Here is a 17,331-nt window from a genome sequence, read left to right as displayed (position 1 = left end):
TCATACAATTTTAATATTATCGTTTCCTAATATACCTAATAATTCCCCCATTACCAAACTATCATTTATGTCTATGAAGTATTTTTCTGAAAGTTGGTAACATTTATTATTCTTCTCAAAATATAAATTTACTGGATCTTTTCCGTATGACTTTAATAATATATTTTTTATTTCATTAAGTTTTTCATCGGAAATATTCTTTTCTATTCTTAAAAATAATTTATTTTTTATTTTATTATTTAAATTTTCTACATCTTCTAAAGTACTAACAATAATATTGGCTTCATCTCTTTCACTAATATTAATAGTACCTTTTACTATTAGCACCTTGTCCTCTTCTAAAATCGAACTATATTTTTGGTAGATATTTGGAAATACCGTTAGCTCAATAGTTCCATATAAGTCCTCTAATTTAACAAATTCCATAATTTTATTATTTTTTGTAAACTTTTTATTTATTGTGTCTACAATTCCAACAATTGTAACTTTTTTATTGTCCCATTTTTCTTCTATTATGGAAATATCGCCTTTTAATTCTAGGGTATTAAAATTAGAATACTTGTTAATTATGTCTTCATATGGCCTCATTGGATGATCTGTTAAATAAATTCCAAGTACTTCTTTTTCCAATTTTAAAAGATCTTTTTTATCATATTCGTCAATGTCGGAAATATTACTTTCCACTTCTTCGTTTTTATCATCTTCAAACATATCAAATAAGGAAGCTTGTCCCGGTATGTTTTTCTTTTGTGATGACTGAACAGAATCTATTACTAATGAATATTCTACCATAAGTCCAGCTCTTGTTACACCCATGGACGAAAATGCCCCAGCTTTTATTAAACACTCTATGGCTCTTTTATTAATTACTAATGGATTATCATCTATAATACGTTCAATAAAATCTCTAAAATTCTTAAATTCTCCATTTCTTTCTCTTACTTTTACTATTGTATCTATTAAATTTTCACCTACGTTTTTAATAGCCATTAATCCAAATCTTATTTTTCCATCTTCAACACTAAATTTTTTTAAACTATAATTTACATCTGGCTGTAAAATTTCTATATTTAATCTTTTAGATTCCTGAATATACAAGGCTATTTGTGATGTATTTCCCATTACCGATGACATTAAGGCTGCCATAAATTCAACAGGATAGTAATATTTTAACCAGGCTGTTCGCATTGCCACTAATGAATAGGCAGCTGAATGTGATTTGTTAAAAGCATATTTAGCAAAATCTATCATTAAATCATAAATTTTATTTGCTATTTCTTCAGATACGCCATTTCTTACAGCTCCAGGAATAATAATATTTCCTTCACTGTCTTCTTCTCCAAAAATGAATTTCTTTCTTTCAGCTTCCATTACATCCATTTTCTTCTTACCCATAGCCCTACGTAAATTATCGGCTGCTCCTAAACTATAGCCTGCCAATTGTTGAACTATTTGCATTACCTGTTCTTGGTATACAATTGTCCCATAAGTTACATTTAATATAGGCTCCAACTTAGGATGTAAATACTCTATTTCATCAACATGGTTTTTATTGTATATATATGTTGGAATTTCATTCATTGGCCCAGGTCTAAACAAGGAGTTTGCTGCAATTAAATCGTCAAATTTAGTCGGTTTTAATTCCTTTAAAAAATTTCTCATACCTGGTGACTCAAACTGGAATATTCCCAAAGTTTCTGCAACAGTAAATATTGAAAGTACTTTAGGGTCGTTTTCATCCATGTCCTCTATGGAAATTTTTTCCTTGTGATTTTTATTTACCAAATCAATAGCATCTTGAATTACAGTTAGAGTTCTTAAGCCTAGGAAGTCCATTTTCAACAGTCCTAATTCCTCTAATTCTATCATATTGAATTGAGTAATAACAGCATCTTTGTTTCTAGCCAGTGGAACATATTCCACTATAGGTTTTTTAGATATTACAACACCTGCTGCATGAGTTGAAGTATGTCTAGGCATACCTTCTACCGCATTGGCAATATCAATTAAATTTTTTATAGCTTCGTCACTATTATAGAGTTGTTTAAATTCAGGACTCATTTCTAAGGCTTTGCCTATGGTCATATTTAAAATCATTGGAACTTTTTTTGCAACTTCGTCTACAAGCTTATATTCCATGTCTAAAACTCTACCAACATCCCTTATGGCTCCACGAGCTGCCATAGTACCAAAGGTAACTATTTGAGCAACTTTATCTTCGCCATATTTTTCAATTACATAGTCTATTACCTCTTCTCTTCTTTCATAACAGAAATCTATATCAATATCAGGCATAGAAACTCTTTCAGGATTTAAAAATCTTTCAAAAAGTAAATTATACTTTAATGGGTCAATATCTGTAATTTCTAAAGCATAACTTACAATACTACCTGCTGCTGAACCTCTTCCAGGACCTACTGGAATATTTTTACTTTTTGCAAATCTAATAAAATCTGAAACAATTAAAAAATAATCAACAAAACCCATTTCTTCTATGGTGCTAATTTCAAACTCTAGCCTGTCTAATACAGTTTTATTAACTTCCTTATACCTTTTATATATACCCTTAGTTGCCAGTTCCCTTAAATAGGATTTGTTTGTATATCCTTCTGGTATTTCAAAATAAGGTAAATGTAAATTTCCAAAATCAAGTTCTACCTTACATCTTTCTGCAATTTTATTTGTATTTTCTAAAGCTTCTTCATAACCTTCAAAAAGTTCAAACATTTCATCTGCAGATCTTAAATAAAATTCAGCAGGGGCATAATGCATTCCACCTTCATTTTTCTCCTGTATGGTTTTTCCAAGTTGAATACAAAGGAGAATGTCGTGAATTTTCCAGTCCTCTTTTTTTACATAATGAACATCATTAGTTGCAACCATTGGTATGCCAGTTTCTTTAGAAAGAATTGGCATTTGATTTAATATTATTTCATCCTTATCTATGCCATGGTTCTGTAGCTCTAAAAAGAAGTTTCCCTTTCCAAAAATATCTTGTAACTCAAAAGCAACTTCTTTAGCTTTTTCATAATCATCATAGATAAGATTTTCTGAAACTTCTCCCTTTAAACATGCAGATAAGGCAATAATTCCTTGGCTATGCTTTCTTAAAACATCTTTATCTACTCTTGGCTTATAATAAAATCCATTTACATAACCTAAGGATACAATTTTCATTAGATTTTTATATCCTATTTCATTTTCAGCAAGTAAAATTAAATGGTTGTATCTTTTAGTATTGTTGCTTTTTTCTAAGTAAGAACCATTTACTGTATATATTTCACAACCTAGTATAGGATTTATTCCACGCTTTTTCGCTTCTTTATAAAATTGAACAATACCAAACATGGAACCATGGTCGGTTATTGCTAAAGATTTCATATTCAATTCTTCTGCATAATCTAATAGTTTTGTAATTGGACTAAATCCATCTAGTAAACTATATTCTGTATGCACATGTAAATGTGTAAATTCCCTGTTCATATAATATCCTTTCTAAACTACTATTTTAACACATTGTAGTAATTAAATAAAAATGCTTGTTGACGTATCATACTATACGCTATATAATATTATACAAGTTAAGCAAGGAGGTTAAAATGATATTCCAATATGGTAATCAAGTCTTAGATTTTTGTGTATTAGCGATTTTAGAACACCAGGATTCTTATGGCTACGAAATTACTCAAAAAATTTTAGAAACAATAGAAATTTCTGAATCTACCATGTATCCTGTTTTACGAAGACTAAAAAAATATAATCATTTAGAAACCTATGATGTTCCCTATCAAGGTAGAAATAGAAGATATTATAAAATAACCGATAGTGGAAGAGAACTTCTTGAAGTATATAAAAGTGATTGGGAAATTTATAAAGATAAAATTGATTATATAGTTAAGGGGGAAGAAGATGAATAGACTTTCTTTTAATATAGCATTAGAGAATAGACTAAAAGATGTATATGAAGAAGATAAAAGAGATGCAATAGAATACTACAATGAATTATTTGACGATATGGGCCTAGGAGATAATGATGAAATCCCTTTAGAATATCAGAATATAGATAAAATTGTTAAAGATATTAAGGCCGATATGAAAATTAATAGGGTAATAGAAAAATCAAAAAAAGATAATAATAGTATTTGGAAAAATATTTTAATAATTTTAGGAGCAATATTTGCAGTTATGTTTGCAATACCTGTGGCAATTCCATTAATATTCGCTTTTCTTATTTTAGTTCTGGTAATTATTTTTATACCTATAATAATATTTCTATCCATCATATTTTCCGCCGGAGTATCTATTTTTGCAATAATTGCTTCAACAATAAGATTTAGCGTTTTTCCTTTAGGAATTCTAGGATTGTTTTTTATTTTATTAGGCTTATCTATTTTAACTTTTAAATTTGCTAAGTTTATCGTTATTAAAACCAAAGATATTGTAGTGAGAAAACTGGATGAAAGGAAGTATAGAAATGAAAGGTAAAAAATCAACGATTATTGCAATTATATTTATAATAATTGGTTTAATTATTTCCATTTTTGCTTTTTTCCAATATGGATGGGAAAGTTTTTCATATAATTCAGAATTTGGAACTATTGGTTTTAATTATCATAACCATGATTATAAAAATAATAACTATGTATTGTCAACAGAATCTTTTTCCCTTGACAATTTTAATTATTTAGATATAGGTTTAGAATATTCAAGTGTGGAAATATTGACTACAAAAGATAATAAACCTAAAATTGAAATAGAATACAGGAATAAAAACAAAATTAATTATTCTCTTAAAAATAACAGATTGTCCTTGTATGATGACTATTATAGAAGTTCTCACAGAAATAAGAAAACCAATATTGTAAAATTATTTATTCCTGAGAATACAGAAATTTCAAGTCTAGAATGCTCTTTAGACCTAGGTGAATTAGAAATTACAGGAATAACTTGTAAAAAATCATATATTGAAACAAATTTAGGCTCAATAAGTATTACGGATTCTAATTTCGAAAATTCAGAAATCTCCCTTGATTTAGGAGAATTTATAGCTAGTAATACTATTTTAACAAATACGGAAGTAGATAATGATTTAGGTTCTATTGAAATATCAGGGCAGGTTTTAGGATACAATGAATTATCAGTTTCAATGGGAGCTGTTAATTTAAATCTAACCCAAAATAAAGATGACACACAGATAATTGCCGATAGGGACTTAGGTTATATAAATATTGACGGTGAATCCTTTAAGGGAATGTCTGAAGATAATCCTATTAACCCTTCCGGTTCTAATATAATAGAAATAGAAACAGATATGGGTTCCATTAATATTAATTTCAAGTAGAAATAGCTAGAAGTAGTTAATTACTTCTAGCTATATTCATTTTCATAACCAAATTTTTATATCCACCAAATTCATTGGCTTTACAAACACCTATAAAATCTTCTCCAAACATGTCATAGATATTGTTATATACTGAAAATTCCGGCAGTCTCCCCTTAATTTCTCCATTTTCATATAAGTATGCACTTTGAATAGGTGTAGAATAATCACCTTTTTCAGTATAGGCTCCACCTTGACACATATCTACATATATGGCTCTTTCATTTCCCAATAGTTTCTCTAAAGAATCTGCTGTTTTTTCAAAGTCAATCTGGACCTTATCTATATTTGGTAAGTCATTATATTCACCGAAAGCTGCCGCTGTATTTTCTATACTATATTTATTAGAAGTTGTTTTATCAGCGAAGGCTTGTCTAAATATTCCATTTTCGATTAAATAAAATTTATCATTTTCAATGATACTTCCTTCTAAGTCAAAAAACGGAATGTCGAAGTTTTCTTTAGTCCTATTAATTGTTACATTAAACTTATTCTTAAAAATCTGTTTTCCCTCTTTGTTTTTTAAATTAGAATTTCCTGCTGCTATATTCTTTGGATTTAACCATTGAATTAACTTACTATTAAAACTATCATTATTAAATATAATAGATATTTTACTTTCTTTTGGTAAATCTACCTTATTTTTAAAGCCAATTAATATTTTACTTATCTTATTTATAGAATCCCTTAAATTAAATTCTCTTGAAATATCTACAAAACCAGAATCAAAAATATTAATAGATTTTCTATGTTTAATTAATATAGTTAAAAGATAGTAAAGATCTTCATCATATAGATTTGTATTTAAATCATTTCTTAACTCGTATTTACTGCTATACATTTTAATATTATTCGAAAAAATAAAGTCCGGGAATTTTTCATTTAATTCAAATATGAATTCTTTAGCTTTATTAATAAAGTCTTCTTCATTATACTCATATGCTATACAGTTTTTTCTAACTCTGTTTTTTGTTATTTCTTCCTTGTATTTAATGTTTTTTCTTAAATTATTTCTAGCCCTTTCATAATATTCTTTTTTGTCCTCTCCTAAAAAACTATAAAATCCTATATTATTTCCATCATAATATCGAATAGAATTATTAGTCTTGTCCTTTCTACTAATCTTGTTAATTTTATTATTTATTATATTTGCTGTTATTTGCTTTTCTCTTTTTATGTATAATTCTTTAATCATATTCCACCTAACTTACCTGCATTTTATTTACCCTTATGTATGGTCCTCCAAAAGCTACCTTTAAAGGATATTGGTCAATTTTACCACAACTACCTCCTGATATTATTTCAATTTCATTTGAAAGACCAGTTATTTCATTTAATGTATTCATAACATTTCCCGTAATTACCGATACTAATACAGGGCTTGAAACCTTTCCATCTTTAATTAAATATGCTCTTTGAGGGGCTAAGGTAAATGTACTCATACCTGAACCATGATTTACTGTGTCGATATATATTCCGTCCTTTACTGAGGAAAATAATTCTTCAACTGTCTTATTACCTCCTTCAATAAAGGTTGAAGTCATTCTTACAATTGAATCATATTCAAAATTAATTGCCCTAGCATTTCCTGTAACTTCCTCATCTAATAAAGCACTGGTTTCAGTAGAGTGTAATCTTCCTTTTAAGAGTCCATCTTTTATTAAGTATGTTTTCTTACTTTTATTACCTTCATCGTCATAAGGTAGAAATCCTGAGTTTATTTCATAGCCACAGTCTACAATATTTAAAATATCTGAACCTACTTTTTTACCTATTGCCCATTCATTTAACATCTTTTCATCTCCTACCATAAAATCAGCCTCACTTTTATGGCCAAAACTCTCATGGGCAAATATACCTGCAGCCATAGGTGATAATATACAGGTATATTCATTTGGAATAATAGGTTCTGCTTCATTATAAAATTCTATGTTTTTTTCAATATCTTCCTTTAACTCAGTATATTGATTCTTTAATTCATTAAAATTATTTTTAAATATTCTTTTAAAACATTGTGGATTATTATTTTTACTTTTTATATAATAGCCTATATTTACAGAACATTCTACATAATCATATTCAACGTTTGTACCCTTGCTAGTAATTATTTGCTTTCTTATGTAGTTATCAATATAGAGCAAATGTTTTGGAATAATATTATCTATAGAATTTAAAAAATTGCTATAATCCAATATTACATTTTCTTTTTCTTCGTTTTGAACCTCTAAAATACTATCAAATTGAATTAATTTATCTACATTAACTTCATACTTCTCTACGATTTTATTTTTTTTATATTTGGATTTTCATTGGCCAATTTTGACAAGTAATTTATTTCTTTTTGAATATTATCAAAATTTGTTATAGAGCTTGTATACCATAACTTACCATCAAAAACCCTTATTATTGCTCCATTTTTACTATATTCTTTATTTTCCACTATTGCATTGTTTTCTATTCTTATATCTGTGGAAATATTGTTTTCTATTCTTATATCTGTATATAAATTTGGATTAAATTTATACATGTTTATCAACTCCCCTATATGTTATTATAACATTATAAATTAAAACTTTGGGAAGTGATTATATGAATATAGATGATTTAGAAAATTAGAGTATTTGTCTGGAATACCCTTTTTAATAGTTCTAGCAATTTTGGGGATAATATTATTTGTTTTCTTCTTTAATTTAATTTATTCTGGTAAAATTGCAAAAATAATTTCCACAATTATGTTTCTTGTGTCTACCACAACTCTACTTGGATTTTTCCTTTATTTAAAGCCCTATAATAATTTAATTTCTTTAAATACACCTGCAATAAAAAATTATCAGTATATATTTGGCCATAAAAAATTTTATTTAAAAGATGAATTAAATCTATACAAAAAAGGTTATTTTTTAGATACTTTTGATAAAAATCCATTATATGAATATAAAGAAGAAAATATACCTATTGAATATTTAGGTATAAATCAGGGAGAATATTTTTTTAAATTTAATGAAGATGTAATTTTCACCTATAATAAGGTTGATTTTACTAATGTAGACAAGCCAAGTATTTTTATTAGGCAATATTTCCTAAAAGATAAAGAATATATTAATGAGGGATTTATTGAAAAATCTCCTAAATTTTTTATTAAATATAAAATCCCAGAAAATTTACAAAATTTAACTTTTAATAATGAAAATAGTAGGACAAATGCTATATATGATAAGTCCTATAACTATTTAATACATAGTTTAGCTATTAAATACCATTAAAAATAGACAAAATAAAAGGCTGTGTATTACAGCCTTTTAATATCTCTTGTACAATATGTCTTTTTTTAGTTCTTTTACAGCATTTCTTCCTAGTAGGTCCTTTACTATATTAAATGCAAATTTTTGTGCATAGGCAGGTCCTGCTGCTGTTATTATATTATCATCTATTACAACTGCTTCGTTTCTATGTCTACCATTTAAAATCCTATTTTCTATTCCAGTATAGCAAGTATATCTTCTATCTTCTAATATTCCTGCTTTATTTAAAACTAAAGGTCCTGCACAAATTGCTGCTATAATCTTTCTAGCTAAATGCATGTTTTTTATAGTTTCCAATACTCTTGCATCTGCCATAAGATTTTCCACACCTTCTAAGCCACCAGGAATTATTATTCCATCATATTCTTCAATGTCAATATCCTTTAAAAACTTTTCAGCTTGAAATATTATTTTATGAGCTCCAGTAATTGTTAAGCTGTCTGATACTGAAACCATATCAACTTCAATTCCTACTCTTCTTAAATAGTCAACCTGTGTTAACGCCTCTACTTCTTCTAATCCATCAGCTAACAAAATAATTACCTTACTCATTTTTTCCTCCTATAATATTTTCTTTAAAAACTGTCCTGTATAGGACTTTTCAACTTTAATAATGTCTTCTGGTGTTCCGGTAGCTATTATTTCTCCACCACCATCTCCACCTTCAGGGCCTAAATCAATAATATAATCCGCTGTTTTTATTACATCTAGATTATGCTCTATTACAATTACTGTATTTCCTTGTTCTACAAGTAATTCTAAGACTTTTATTAATTTATGAATATCAGCAGTATGAAGTCCTGTAGTTGGCTCATCAAGAATATATATAGTTTTTCCTGTTGATCTCTTACTTAATTCTGCTGCTAATTTTACCCTTTGAGCTTCCCCTCCAGATAATTCTGTAGAAGGTTGTCCAATCTTTATATACCCCAAACCAACATCATTTAAAGTTTCAAGTTTTCTTGATATAGAAGGAAGGTTCTCAAAAAACTTTACTCCCTCTTCTACTGTCATTTCTAAAATATCGGAAATGTTCTTTCCCTTATACTTTACTTGAAGAGTTTCTCTATTATATCTTTTACCATGACATACTTCACATGGTACATATATATCCGGTAAAAAGTGCATTTCTACTTTAACTGTTCCGTCTCCATGACAAGCTTCACACCTTCCACCTTTAACATTAAAACTAAAACGTCCTTTTTTATAGCCCCTTAGTTTAGCTTCTGTTGTTGATGCAAATAAATCTCTAATTTGATCAAATACCTTTGTATAGGTTGCCGGATTTGACCTTGGAGTTCGCCCTATTGGAGATTGGTCTATTTGAATTACCTTATCTAATTTATCCAATCCCTTAATAGATTTATATTTACCTGGCTTTAACTTAGCTCTATTTAATTCCTTTGCTAGTATTTTGTATAATATTTCATTTACTAAACTACTTTTTCCGGAACCGGATACACCTGTAACACAAGTAAATACCCCTAAAGGAAATTTAGCAGTAACATTTTTAAGATTATTTTCCTTACAACCTGTTAATGTAACAAAGTCTTTTGGTTTTCTTCTTTCCTTGGGAACTTCAATTTTTTTCTTTCCTGACAAATACTGTCCTGTTATTGAATTAGGATTTTTAACTATATCCTCTATTGTACCCTGGGCTACTATTTCACCACCATGAATTCCAGCACCTGGTCCAATGTCCACAATATAGTCTGCTACCTTCATTGTATCTTCGTCATGTTCAACAACAATTAAGGTATTGCCAATATCCGTTAAACCTCTTAAAGCCTCTAATAGCCTGTCATTATCCCTTTGGTGTAAGCCTATACTAGGTTCATCTAATACATAGCAAACTCCAACTAAGGCCGAACCAATTTGAGTTGCAAGTCTAATCCTTTGAGACTCTCCACCAGATAATGTTCCTGAAGCTCTTGACAAGGTTAAATATTCTAGACCAACATCTTGAAGAAACTGTAGTCTGGATATTATTTCCTTAATAATTTCAGAGCCGATTAATTTTTCTTGCTTATTTAATTTTATTTTCTTAAACCATTCTAAGGAGTCCTGAACTGCCATATCGGTTATATCTATTATGTTTTCTTCATTGATTTTTATTGAAAGATACTCATCCTTTAATCTTTTTCCATGACATTTTTTACATTCTATTTCCGTCATATATTCACTGATTCTATCTTTCATAGCCTCACTTGTTTGGTTGTATCTTCTTTCAAGATTTCTAATTATACCTTCAAAAGGACCTTTGTATTTTTTCCAACCACCATAGTGACTATCAAAAGAAAACTCTAAATCCTCATCACCGGTACCATATAAAATTTCATTAATAAGTTCTTCTGGTGCTTCTTTTAGAGGTTTATCTAATGGATACTTGTATTTTTCAAATATGGCTTTTAATATTTCATAATAATAAGTTCCTTCTTTAGATGTTGCAAAGGGTTCTATTGCTCCTTCCGAAAAAGACAAATTATAATTAGGAATTATTAAATCCCTATCAATTTCTGTATGAAAGCCTAGTCCATGACATTCCGGACACATACCAAAGGGATTGTTAAATGAAAATGATCTTGGTTCTATTTCATCATAGGAAATATGTCCATCGGGACAGGTTTTCTTTGAACTTAAAACCATAGTATCTCCATCAATTACTTGAATTTTAACTATTCCTTCAGCTAATTTTAAGGCTGCTTCAATAGAGTCAGCTAGACGGGCATCTATTCCTTCTTTTACAATTATTCTATCTACAACTATATCTATATTATGTTTTTTATTTTTTTCTAATTTTATTTCTTCACTAAGTTCATATAGTTCATCATCTATTATTACACGAATATATCCTTCTTTTTTCATGTTTTCAAGTAGACGAACATGTTCACCTTTCTTACCTTTAACAACTGGTGCTAGGATTTGAATTCGAGTTCTGTCGGGAAGTGTTTTAACCTTATCTACCATTTGGTCAATTGTTTGACTTGTTATTTTCTTTCCACAAACCGGACAAAAAGGCGTACCAATTCTAGCATAGAGTAATCTTAAATAATCATAAATCTCCGTTACTGTACCTACAGTTGAACGAGGGTTTTTACTAGTGGTTTTTTGGTCAATAGAAATAGAAGGAGATAATCCTTCTATTGATTCTACATTTGGTTTTTCCATTTGTCCTAAAAATTGTCTTGCATAACTAGATAAAGATTCTACATATCTTCTTTGTCCTTCTGCATATATAGTATCGAAAGCCAAAGATGATTTTCCAGAACCACTTAAGCCGGTAAATACTATCATTTTATCTCTAGGGATTACTAGACTTACATCTTTTAAATTATTTTCTTTAGCACCTTTTATAACTATTTTATCTAAACTCAATTTATCACCTGCTAAAAATCCTTCTTTAATTTTCTAATTTCATCTCTTAAATTAGCAGCTCTTTCAAATTCCAAAGCTTCTGCTGCCTTATACATTTCCTCTTCCATACTAATAATTAAATTATTAATATCTTCTCTTGTAATAGTATCACTTTCAAATTTATATTCTGATAATTCTTCTGCTACTTGTGTAACAGAAATGGTATCTCTAATTTCTTTATTAATGGATTTAGGAGTAATTCCATGTTTTTTATTATAGTCATCCTGTATTTCTCTTCTTCTATTTGTTTCACTTATAGCTGAATCCATAGATCTGGTAATATTATCTCCATACATTATTACCCTACCATCTACATTTCTAGCAGCCCTTCCTATTGTTTGTATTAAGGAGGTTTCAGATCTTAAAAATCCTTCCTTGTCTGCATCAAGTATGGCTATTAAAGACACTTCCGGTAGGTCCAACCCTTCTCTTAATAGGTTAATACCTACTAAAACATCATACTTACCTAGTCTTAAATCCCTAATTATTTCCATTCTCTCTAAAGTGTCAATATCAGAATGAAGATAGGTTACTTTAATATCTAACTCCTCTAGATATTTTGTAAGGTCTTCTGCCATTTTTTTAGTTAAGGTTGTAATTAATACCCTTTCCTTCTTTTCTATATTTTTATATATTTCTGTAGCTAAATCATCAATTTGACCTTTTGTTGGCCTAACTTCAATTTTCGGATCCAATAATCCTGTTGGTCTAATTATTTGTTCTACAACCTGCTCCTCATGCTCTTTTTCATAAGGTCCGGGAGTAGCAGATACAAAGAGAATTTGATTTATCATAGATTCAAATTCATTAAATTTTAATGGTCTGTTATCCAGTGCAGAAGGTAGTCTGAAACCATAGTCAACTAGATTTGTCTTTCTTGACTTATCACCTTCATACATTCCTCTTATTTGTGGCAATGTAACATGGGACTCATCAACAATTATTAAAAAATCATCTGGAAAATAATCAATTAATGTGTACGGTCTTGAACCAGGCTCTCTACCACTTAAGTGTCTTGAATAGTTTTCTATTCCGGTGCAAAAACCCATTTCAGATAACATTTCCAAATCATAATTTGTTCTTTGCTCAATTCTTTGGGCTTCTAAAAGTTGATTATTGTCTTTAAAATACTTGATTCTTTCCTCTAATTCTTCTTCAATAGTTACTAAGGCCTTTTTCACTTTTTCTTCTGATGTAGCAAAGTGAGAAGCAGGGTAAATGGCTATATGATTTCTAGTACCAATTATTTCTCCTGTTAAAGAGTTTATTTCTGTAATTCTTTCAATTTCATCTCCAAAAAATTCTACTCTAACGCTGTTTTCATCTTGTGAAGCTGGAAAAATATCCAAGCTGTCCCCTCTAACTCTAAAAGTACCTCTAGTAAAGTTAATATCGTTTCTAACATATTGAATATCAACTAATTTACGCATTATTTCATCTCTGTCTTTAATCATACCCGGTCTTAAAGAAACAACTAAATTTTCATAATCTATAGGATCTCCTAAACCATAAATACATGAAACTGAAGCAACTATAATAACGTCCCTTCTTTCAAAAAGAGCCATAGTTGCTGAATGTCGTAATTTATCTATTTCATCATTAATTGAACTATCCTTCTCTATATAGGTATCACTTTGAGGAACGTAAGCCTCCGGTTGATAGTAATCATAATAGCTAACAAAAAATTCAACGGCATTATCCGGAAAAAATTCTCTAAATTCACTAGCTAATTGATAAGCCAATGTTTTATTATGTGCAATTACCAAAGTCGGCTTTTGGACCTTTTCAATAATATTAGCCATTGTAAAGGTCTTACCTGAACCGGTTACCCCTTTTAATGTCTGCGCCTTCATTCCTTTATTGATTCCATTTACTAATTTATCTATAGCCTCTGGTTGATCACCAGTAGGTTTAAATTCTGAATTTATTTTAAATTTCATATTACACCTCTTTGAACAATTGTTCGCTTATATATTATACCCTACTATATAAATCTAATCAAAAAAAATAAATAAAGAACAGGAAATATCCTATTCTTTATTCAAATAAATTTATTATTTTATTATATACATCTTTGAAGAATGCTGAGATTTTATCTAACAAACCACTTTTTTCAGCCTCATTATATAAATCTTTTGCACCATCTACAATTTTATCCTTCCATTTGTTTAATTGATTTAATACTTCTTCTGATGTTAATGCATCGGTATTAACATATTTATTAAAGTAAGAAATCAATTTATCCATTTGTTCCTGTGTAACAATATTGTCTAAATCATACTTTTCTAATGATTCTTCAACAACTTGTCTAATTTCATCTATTGTAGGAATTTTATCCTGTTTTTCATTTATATTAGCAAGTTCCCTTTTTATTTCAGTAATTGCATTATTTAATTCACTAGTAGAAAAACCTTTAGTATCCTTGTTTTCTTGGGAAATTTCATTTACTGTATCAAGTTCTTCCTGTGCAACTTCCATTCTTTCAGTATCCAATACTTCTCCATTAGCTTCAAAAGCCTTATAGACACCTGTTAAAGCAGATTCTCCAGTAACCGGTCTAATTGCACCTACTAAAATTGTAGCATCTTCAACTCCAGCTGTAATACTAGCATTTGCATATTGCTCCTCTGTTATCTCGGTAATGTTTTTAGGAGTTTTAATAACTACATTTACTCCCTTACCGGAGTTTTCTTTTGTAACTAATACTGAAGAAATCATATTTCCTGGATTATTTGGATCTCCACCAATATATTTAATTAAATCATCATAAGTTACTTTTATAGTATTAATATTATCCTTGTTCTTAATACCTAATAATTTCATTGTTTCATCTATTTGTCCACTTTTTAATGAACCACCATAAACATAGGTAGGTTTACCCCATCTTTCATTTATTACTTCAGTATCTATTTCATTAGCAAATGATGGAATTGTAGAACTTGCTAGAATTGAAAAAGTCATTATTCCTATAAATATTTTTTTAATCTTATTATTCATCTATACCTCCTTGATATAAATAGATTATAACATAGACAGCGATAATGAATTTCTACGAAATATCTACAATTAATTAGAAACCCTCATTGCATAAAAAGTTAACAAATTATCGTTATAATTAATACATCCTTCATCAACCATAGAGCCTAGTAAATCAATATCATTTACATTATCACTATAGCCTAATAGAGTACTATAATATTCCTCTAAAGTAGAAGTTCTTTTTTGATTAATTAAACTATTTAATTCATCTATGTCATTGGGTTTTCTGTCTGTATTTCCCTCAGCTATAATTGTAATTTTATCATCTTTTACTTTTAATCTAATTGTAATGTCTTCCACTCCATGTTCTATCATATAATTTAATACTGAATTAGTAATTCTTTTTGAAACAACTGCATCACTGGTTTTCATAAATATTTTTTCTCCTTTCAATAGCAGATATAATAGAATCATAAATCGGAACCAAGGTAGCTGCTATAAATCCACCAGAAAAACCATTATTATACAAGTTCATACCACCATGTAAATATCCAACATTAGCAACTAAGGCTGCGTGACAAAAACCTGCAAATATCCCTGCAAATGCCCCATATTTACCTGCAATTGGAGCAAGTGTTGTTCCAAATAAAGCTGCTAATAATGTACTTGCACTTAAATTGTCATATGTATTTAAGAAGGTAGCCAGTCGAACTCCTATTAATATAGGAATAGTGTTTTTTGGATGCTTACCAAAAGCAGCAAAACCTACAATAGTTAAAATTCCACCTACTGTTGGCCCTGTTAAGTCCCCTCCTATAACCAAAATAAATGTTGTACCGATAATTCCCATAATCCCCATATTTATTAAAGTAATAGGAAATCCATATAAACTAATAAAATCAGCCATTAACTGACCAGTATTTTTTAAAAGTTCCTTATAATCTCTAAAAGATTTATTATTTAAAATAAACCCTATAATTATCATTAAAATAAAATAAAAATAAAAAACTACAGCATGTTGAACATTATTTCCCGACGAAATAATATTAACAGTTTCTACGTCCATATCAAACATCTTTAATACTGCCGTAGCAAACATACCTACCATACCTGCTGTAAATCCAACATTATATAAATTAAATCCTTGATGAAATCTTAAAAATGCTTGTGAAAGAGGTGGTAGGACAAAACCCACTATAATTCCCGCTAAATAAGCAAGTAAAATTGATTTACTTAAGGGAATACCAAATCCAAAAGCAATTTCACCAACTAAAGGTCCTAAAGCAGAACCAAATAAGGCAGGCAATAGATAATTTTTAAATTCTGTTTTTTCAAATTTTGAATATAAATATACTCCCAAAGTAATAGGAATAGAGTTAAAAATATTTTTTCCAAAAAAAGAAAAACCACAAACAGTAAAAATAGCCGCTATTAAGGGTCCATTTAAACTTACTCCAGTTTTACGTACTAAAAACACTGATAGTATTGTTAACATACCACTATTAAAATATGCTCCACCCATTCCTCCAACTTTTACATAATCTGTAATTAAATTATCTGGAGAAAGGATAATATCCTTTAAGCCACTTAAAATATCCTTAGGAGAATCAAAAAACAAAGAAACAATTATTAAATAAATCCCTAATAAATATACAAGTAAATACTTTTGCGATATCTTATATTTTTCATCTTTTATTTTTTTTACATTCGACATAAATTTCCCCTTCAATTTTTCTTCTTATTCAATTATAGTATATAAACCGATATAATCTCAACTATATTAAGTAAATATATCAATAAAAAAGGAATAGTCTTATATAAACTATTCCTCACAAATTTAAATAAAGTTAAATAATAACCTATTTGATTTTTTTTGTTTATACTGGTATTTTTATATTTTCTAAATCAAGATAATATCTATTAAAGTCTATTCGTAGATATTGATAAATAATTATAATAGAAAAGCATCTACATGATGTAGATGCTTTTTGGTTGCGGGAGCAGGATTTGAACCTACGACCTCCGGGTTATGAGCCCGACGAGCTACCAAACTGCTCCATCCCGCGATATAATAACTACTTTACTAGTTATAATTATTACATATTAGCCAAATATAATCCAGCTTATTATATATAAAATGGTGCCGGAGATCGGAATCGAACCGATACGATCTGTTAAGGATCGCAGGATTTTAAGTCCTGTGCGTCTGCCAGTTCCGCCACTCCGGCTTATTTGGCTCCCAGGGTGGGACTCGAA

General features: G+C 29.0%; 14 protein-coding genes and 2 tRNA genes. 4 read left to right on the top strand and 12 right to left on the bottom strand.

The window, feature by feature from the left end:
- Window positions 1–3,483 (bottom strand): DNA polymerase III subunit alpha, encoded by a 3,483-nt coding sequence (locus WAO56_RS09135; protein WP_422144111.1) that lies wholly within the window; start codon window positions 3,481–3,483, stop codon window positions 1–3.
- 116 nt (window positions 3,484–3,599) lie between these two features.
- On the opposite strand from WAO56_RS09135, the gene WAO56_RS09130 reads away from it, so the two are divergent.
- From WAO56_RS09130 to WAO56_RS09120, 3 genes are read left to right on the top strand one after another with little or no spacing between them, the layout of a single operon-like run.
- On the top strand, window positions 3,600–3,917 hold the full coding sequence (locus tag WAO56_RS09130; protein ID WP_422144110.1) for a PadR family transcriptional regulator: 318 nt from the start codon (window positions 3,600–3,602) through the stop codon (window positions 3,915–3,917).
- Entirely contained in the window at window positions 3,910–4,485 is a 576-nt protein-coding gene (locus tag WAO56_RS09125; RefSeq protein ID WP_422144109.1) for a DUF1700 domain-containing protein, read from the top strand. Before WAO56_RS09130 ends, WAO56_RS09125 begins: the two co-directional genes overlap by 8 nt.
- Complete coding sequence (locus WAO56_RS09120) at window positions 4,475–5,341, top strand: DUF4097 family beta strand repeat-containing protein (RefSeq protein WP_422144108.1); 867 nt, start codon at window positions 4,475–4,477, stop codon at window positions 5,339–5,341. The genes WAO56_RS09125 and WAO56_RS09120 overlap by 11 nt, the downstream gene beginning before the upstream one ends.
- 16 nt (window positions 5,342–5,357) lie before the next feature.
- Here the strand turns inward: WAO56_RS09120 and WAO56_RS09115 are convergent, their stop codons facing one another.
- The 3 genes from WAO56_RS09115 to WAO56_RS09105 all read right to left on the bottom strand — a co-directional run bounded on the left by WAO56_RS09115 (window position 5,358) and on the right by WAO56_RS09105 (window position 7,907).
- The gene (locus WAO56_RS09115; RefSeq protein ID WP_422144107.1) at window positions 5,358–6,575 is read right to left on the bottom strand and encodes a metallopeptidase TldD-related protein; all 1,218 of its coding nucleotides are present in this window, start codon (window positions 6,573–6,575) and stop codon (window positions 5,358–5,360) included.
- Between the two features lie 7 nt (window positions 6,576–6,582).
- A complete protein-coding gene (locus tag WAO56_RS09110; RefSeq protein ID WP_422144106.1) occupies window positions 6,583–7,572 on the bottom strand; it encodes a TldD/PmbA family protein in 990 nt (329 codons plus the stop codon).
- Between the two features lie 83 nt (window positions 7,573–7,655).
- Window positions 7,656–7,907, bottom strand: coding sequence for a PmbA/TldA family metallopeptidase (locus WAO56_RS09105; protein ID WP_422144105.1), 252 nt, complete (start codon window positions 7,905–7,907; stop codon window positions 7,656–7,658).
- Window positions 7,908–8,121: 214 nt separating this feature from the next.
- On the opposite strand from WAO56_RS09105, the gene WAO56_RS09100 reads away from it, so the two are divergent.
- Window positions 8,122–8,643, top strand: coding sequence for a hypothetical protein (locus WAO56_RS09100; RefSeq protein WP_422146331.1), 522 nt, complete (start codon window positions 8,122–8,124; stop codon window positions 8,641–8,643).
- Between the two features lie 36 nt (window positions 8,644–8,679).
- Here the strand turns inward: WAO56_RS09100 and WAO56_RS09095 are convergent, their stop codons facing one another.
- The 8 genes from WAO56_RS09095 to WAO56_RS09060 form a co-directional block, all read right to left on the bottom strand.
- Complete coding sequence (locus tag WAO56_RS09095) at window positions 8,680–9,234, bottom strand: DJ-1 family glyoxalase III (protein ID WP_422144103.1); 555 nt, start codon at window positions 9,232–9,234, stop codon at window positions 8,680–8,682.
- A 9-nt stretch (window positions 9,235–9,243) separates the two neighbouring features.
- The gene (gene uvrA, locus WAO56_RS09090; protein ID WP_422144102.1) at window positions 9,244–12,057 is read right to left on the bottom strand and encodes an excinuclease ABC subunit UvrA; all 2,814 of its coding nucleotides are present in this window, start codon (window positions 12,055–12,057) and stop codon (window positions 9,244–9,246) included.
- Window positions 12,058–12,068: 11 nt separating this feature from the next.
- The gene (gene uvrB / locus WAO56_RS09085) at window positions 12,069–14,036 is read right to left on the bottom strand and encodes an excinuclease ABC subunit UvrB (protein ID WP_422144101.1); all 1,968 of its coding nucleotides are present in this window, start codon (window positions 14,034–14,036) and stop codon (window positions 12,069–12,071) included.
- 97 nt (window positions 14,037–14,133) lie between these two features.
- Window positions 14,134–15,093 carry a DUF1002 domain-containing protein gene (locus WAO56_RS09080; protein ID WP_422144100.1) on the bottom strand — a complete coding sequence of 320 codons (960 nt, stop codon included), beginning with the start codon at window positions 15,091–15,093 and terminating at the stop codon, window positions 14,134–14,136.
- A gap of 69 nt (window positions 15,094–15,162) precedes the next feature.
- Complete coding sequence (locus WAO56_RS09075) at window positions 15,163–15,507, bottom strand: hypothetical protein (RefSeq protein WP_422144099.1); 345 nt, start codon at window positions 15,505–15,507, stop codon at window positions 15,163–15,165.
- Window positions 15,494–16,789: a DUF1576 domain-containing protein gene (locus tag WAO56_RS09070; protein ID WP_422144098.1), complete on the bottom strand. Its 1,296-nt coding sequence runs from the start codon at window positions 16,787–16,789 to the stop codon at window positions 15,494–15,496. The genes WAO56_RS09075 and WAO56_RS09070 overlap by 14 nt, the downstream gene beginning before the upstream one ends.
- Before the next feature lie 275 nt (window positions 16,790–17,064).
- Window positions 17,065–17,141 (bottom strand) — tRNA-Met (locus WAO56_RS09065).
- A gap of 72 nt (window positions 17,142–17,213) precedes the next feature.
- Window positions 17,214–17,303, bottom strand: a tRNA-Leu gene (locus tag WAO56_RS09060).
- Window positions 17,304–17,331: the final 28 nt, after the last annotated feature.

The organism is Miniphocaeibacter sp. (assembly GCF_049276255.1).
In the GTDB taxonomy this organism is placed as follows: domain Bacteria; phylum Bacillota; class Clostridia; order Tissierellales; family Peptoniphilaceae; genus Miniphocaeibacter.
Note: the sequence above shows the minus strand (reverse complement) of the source record. Positions and strands in the feature narration are given on the sequence as shown.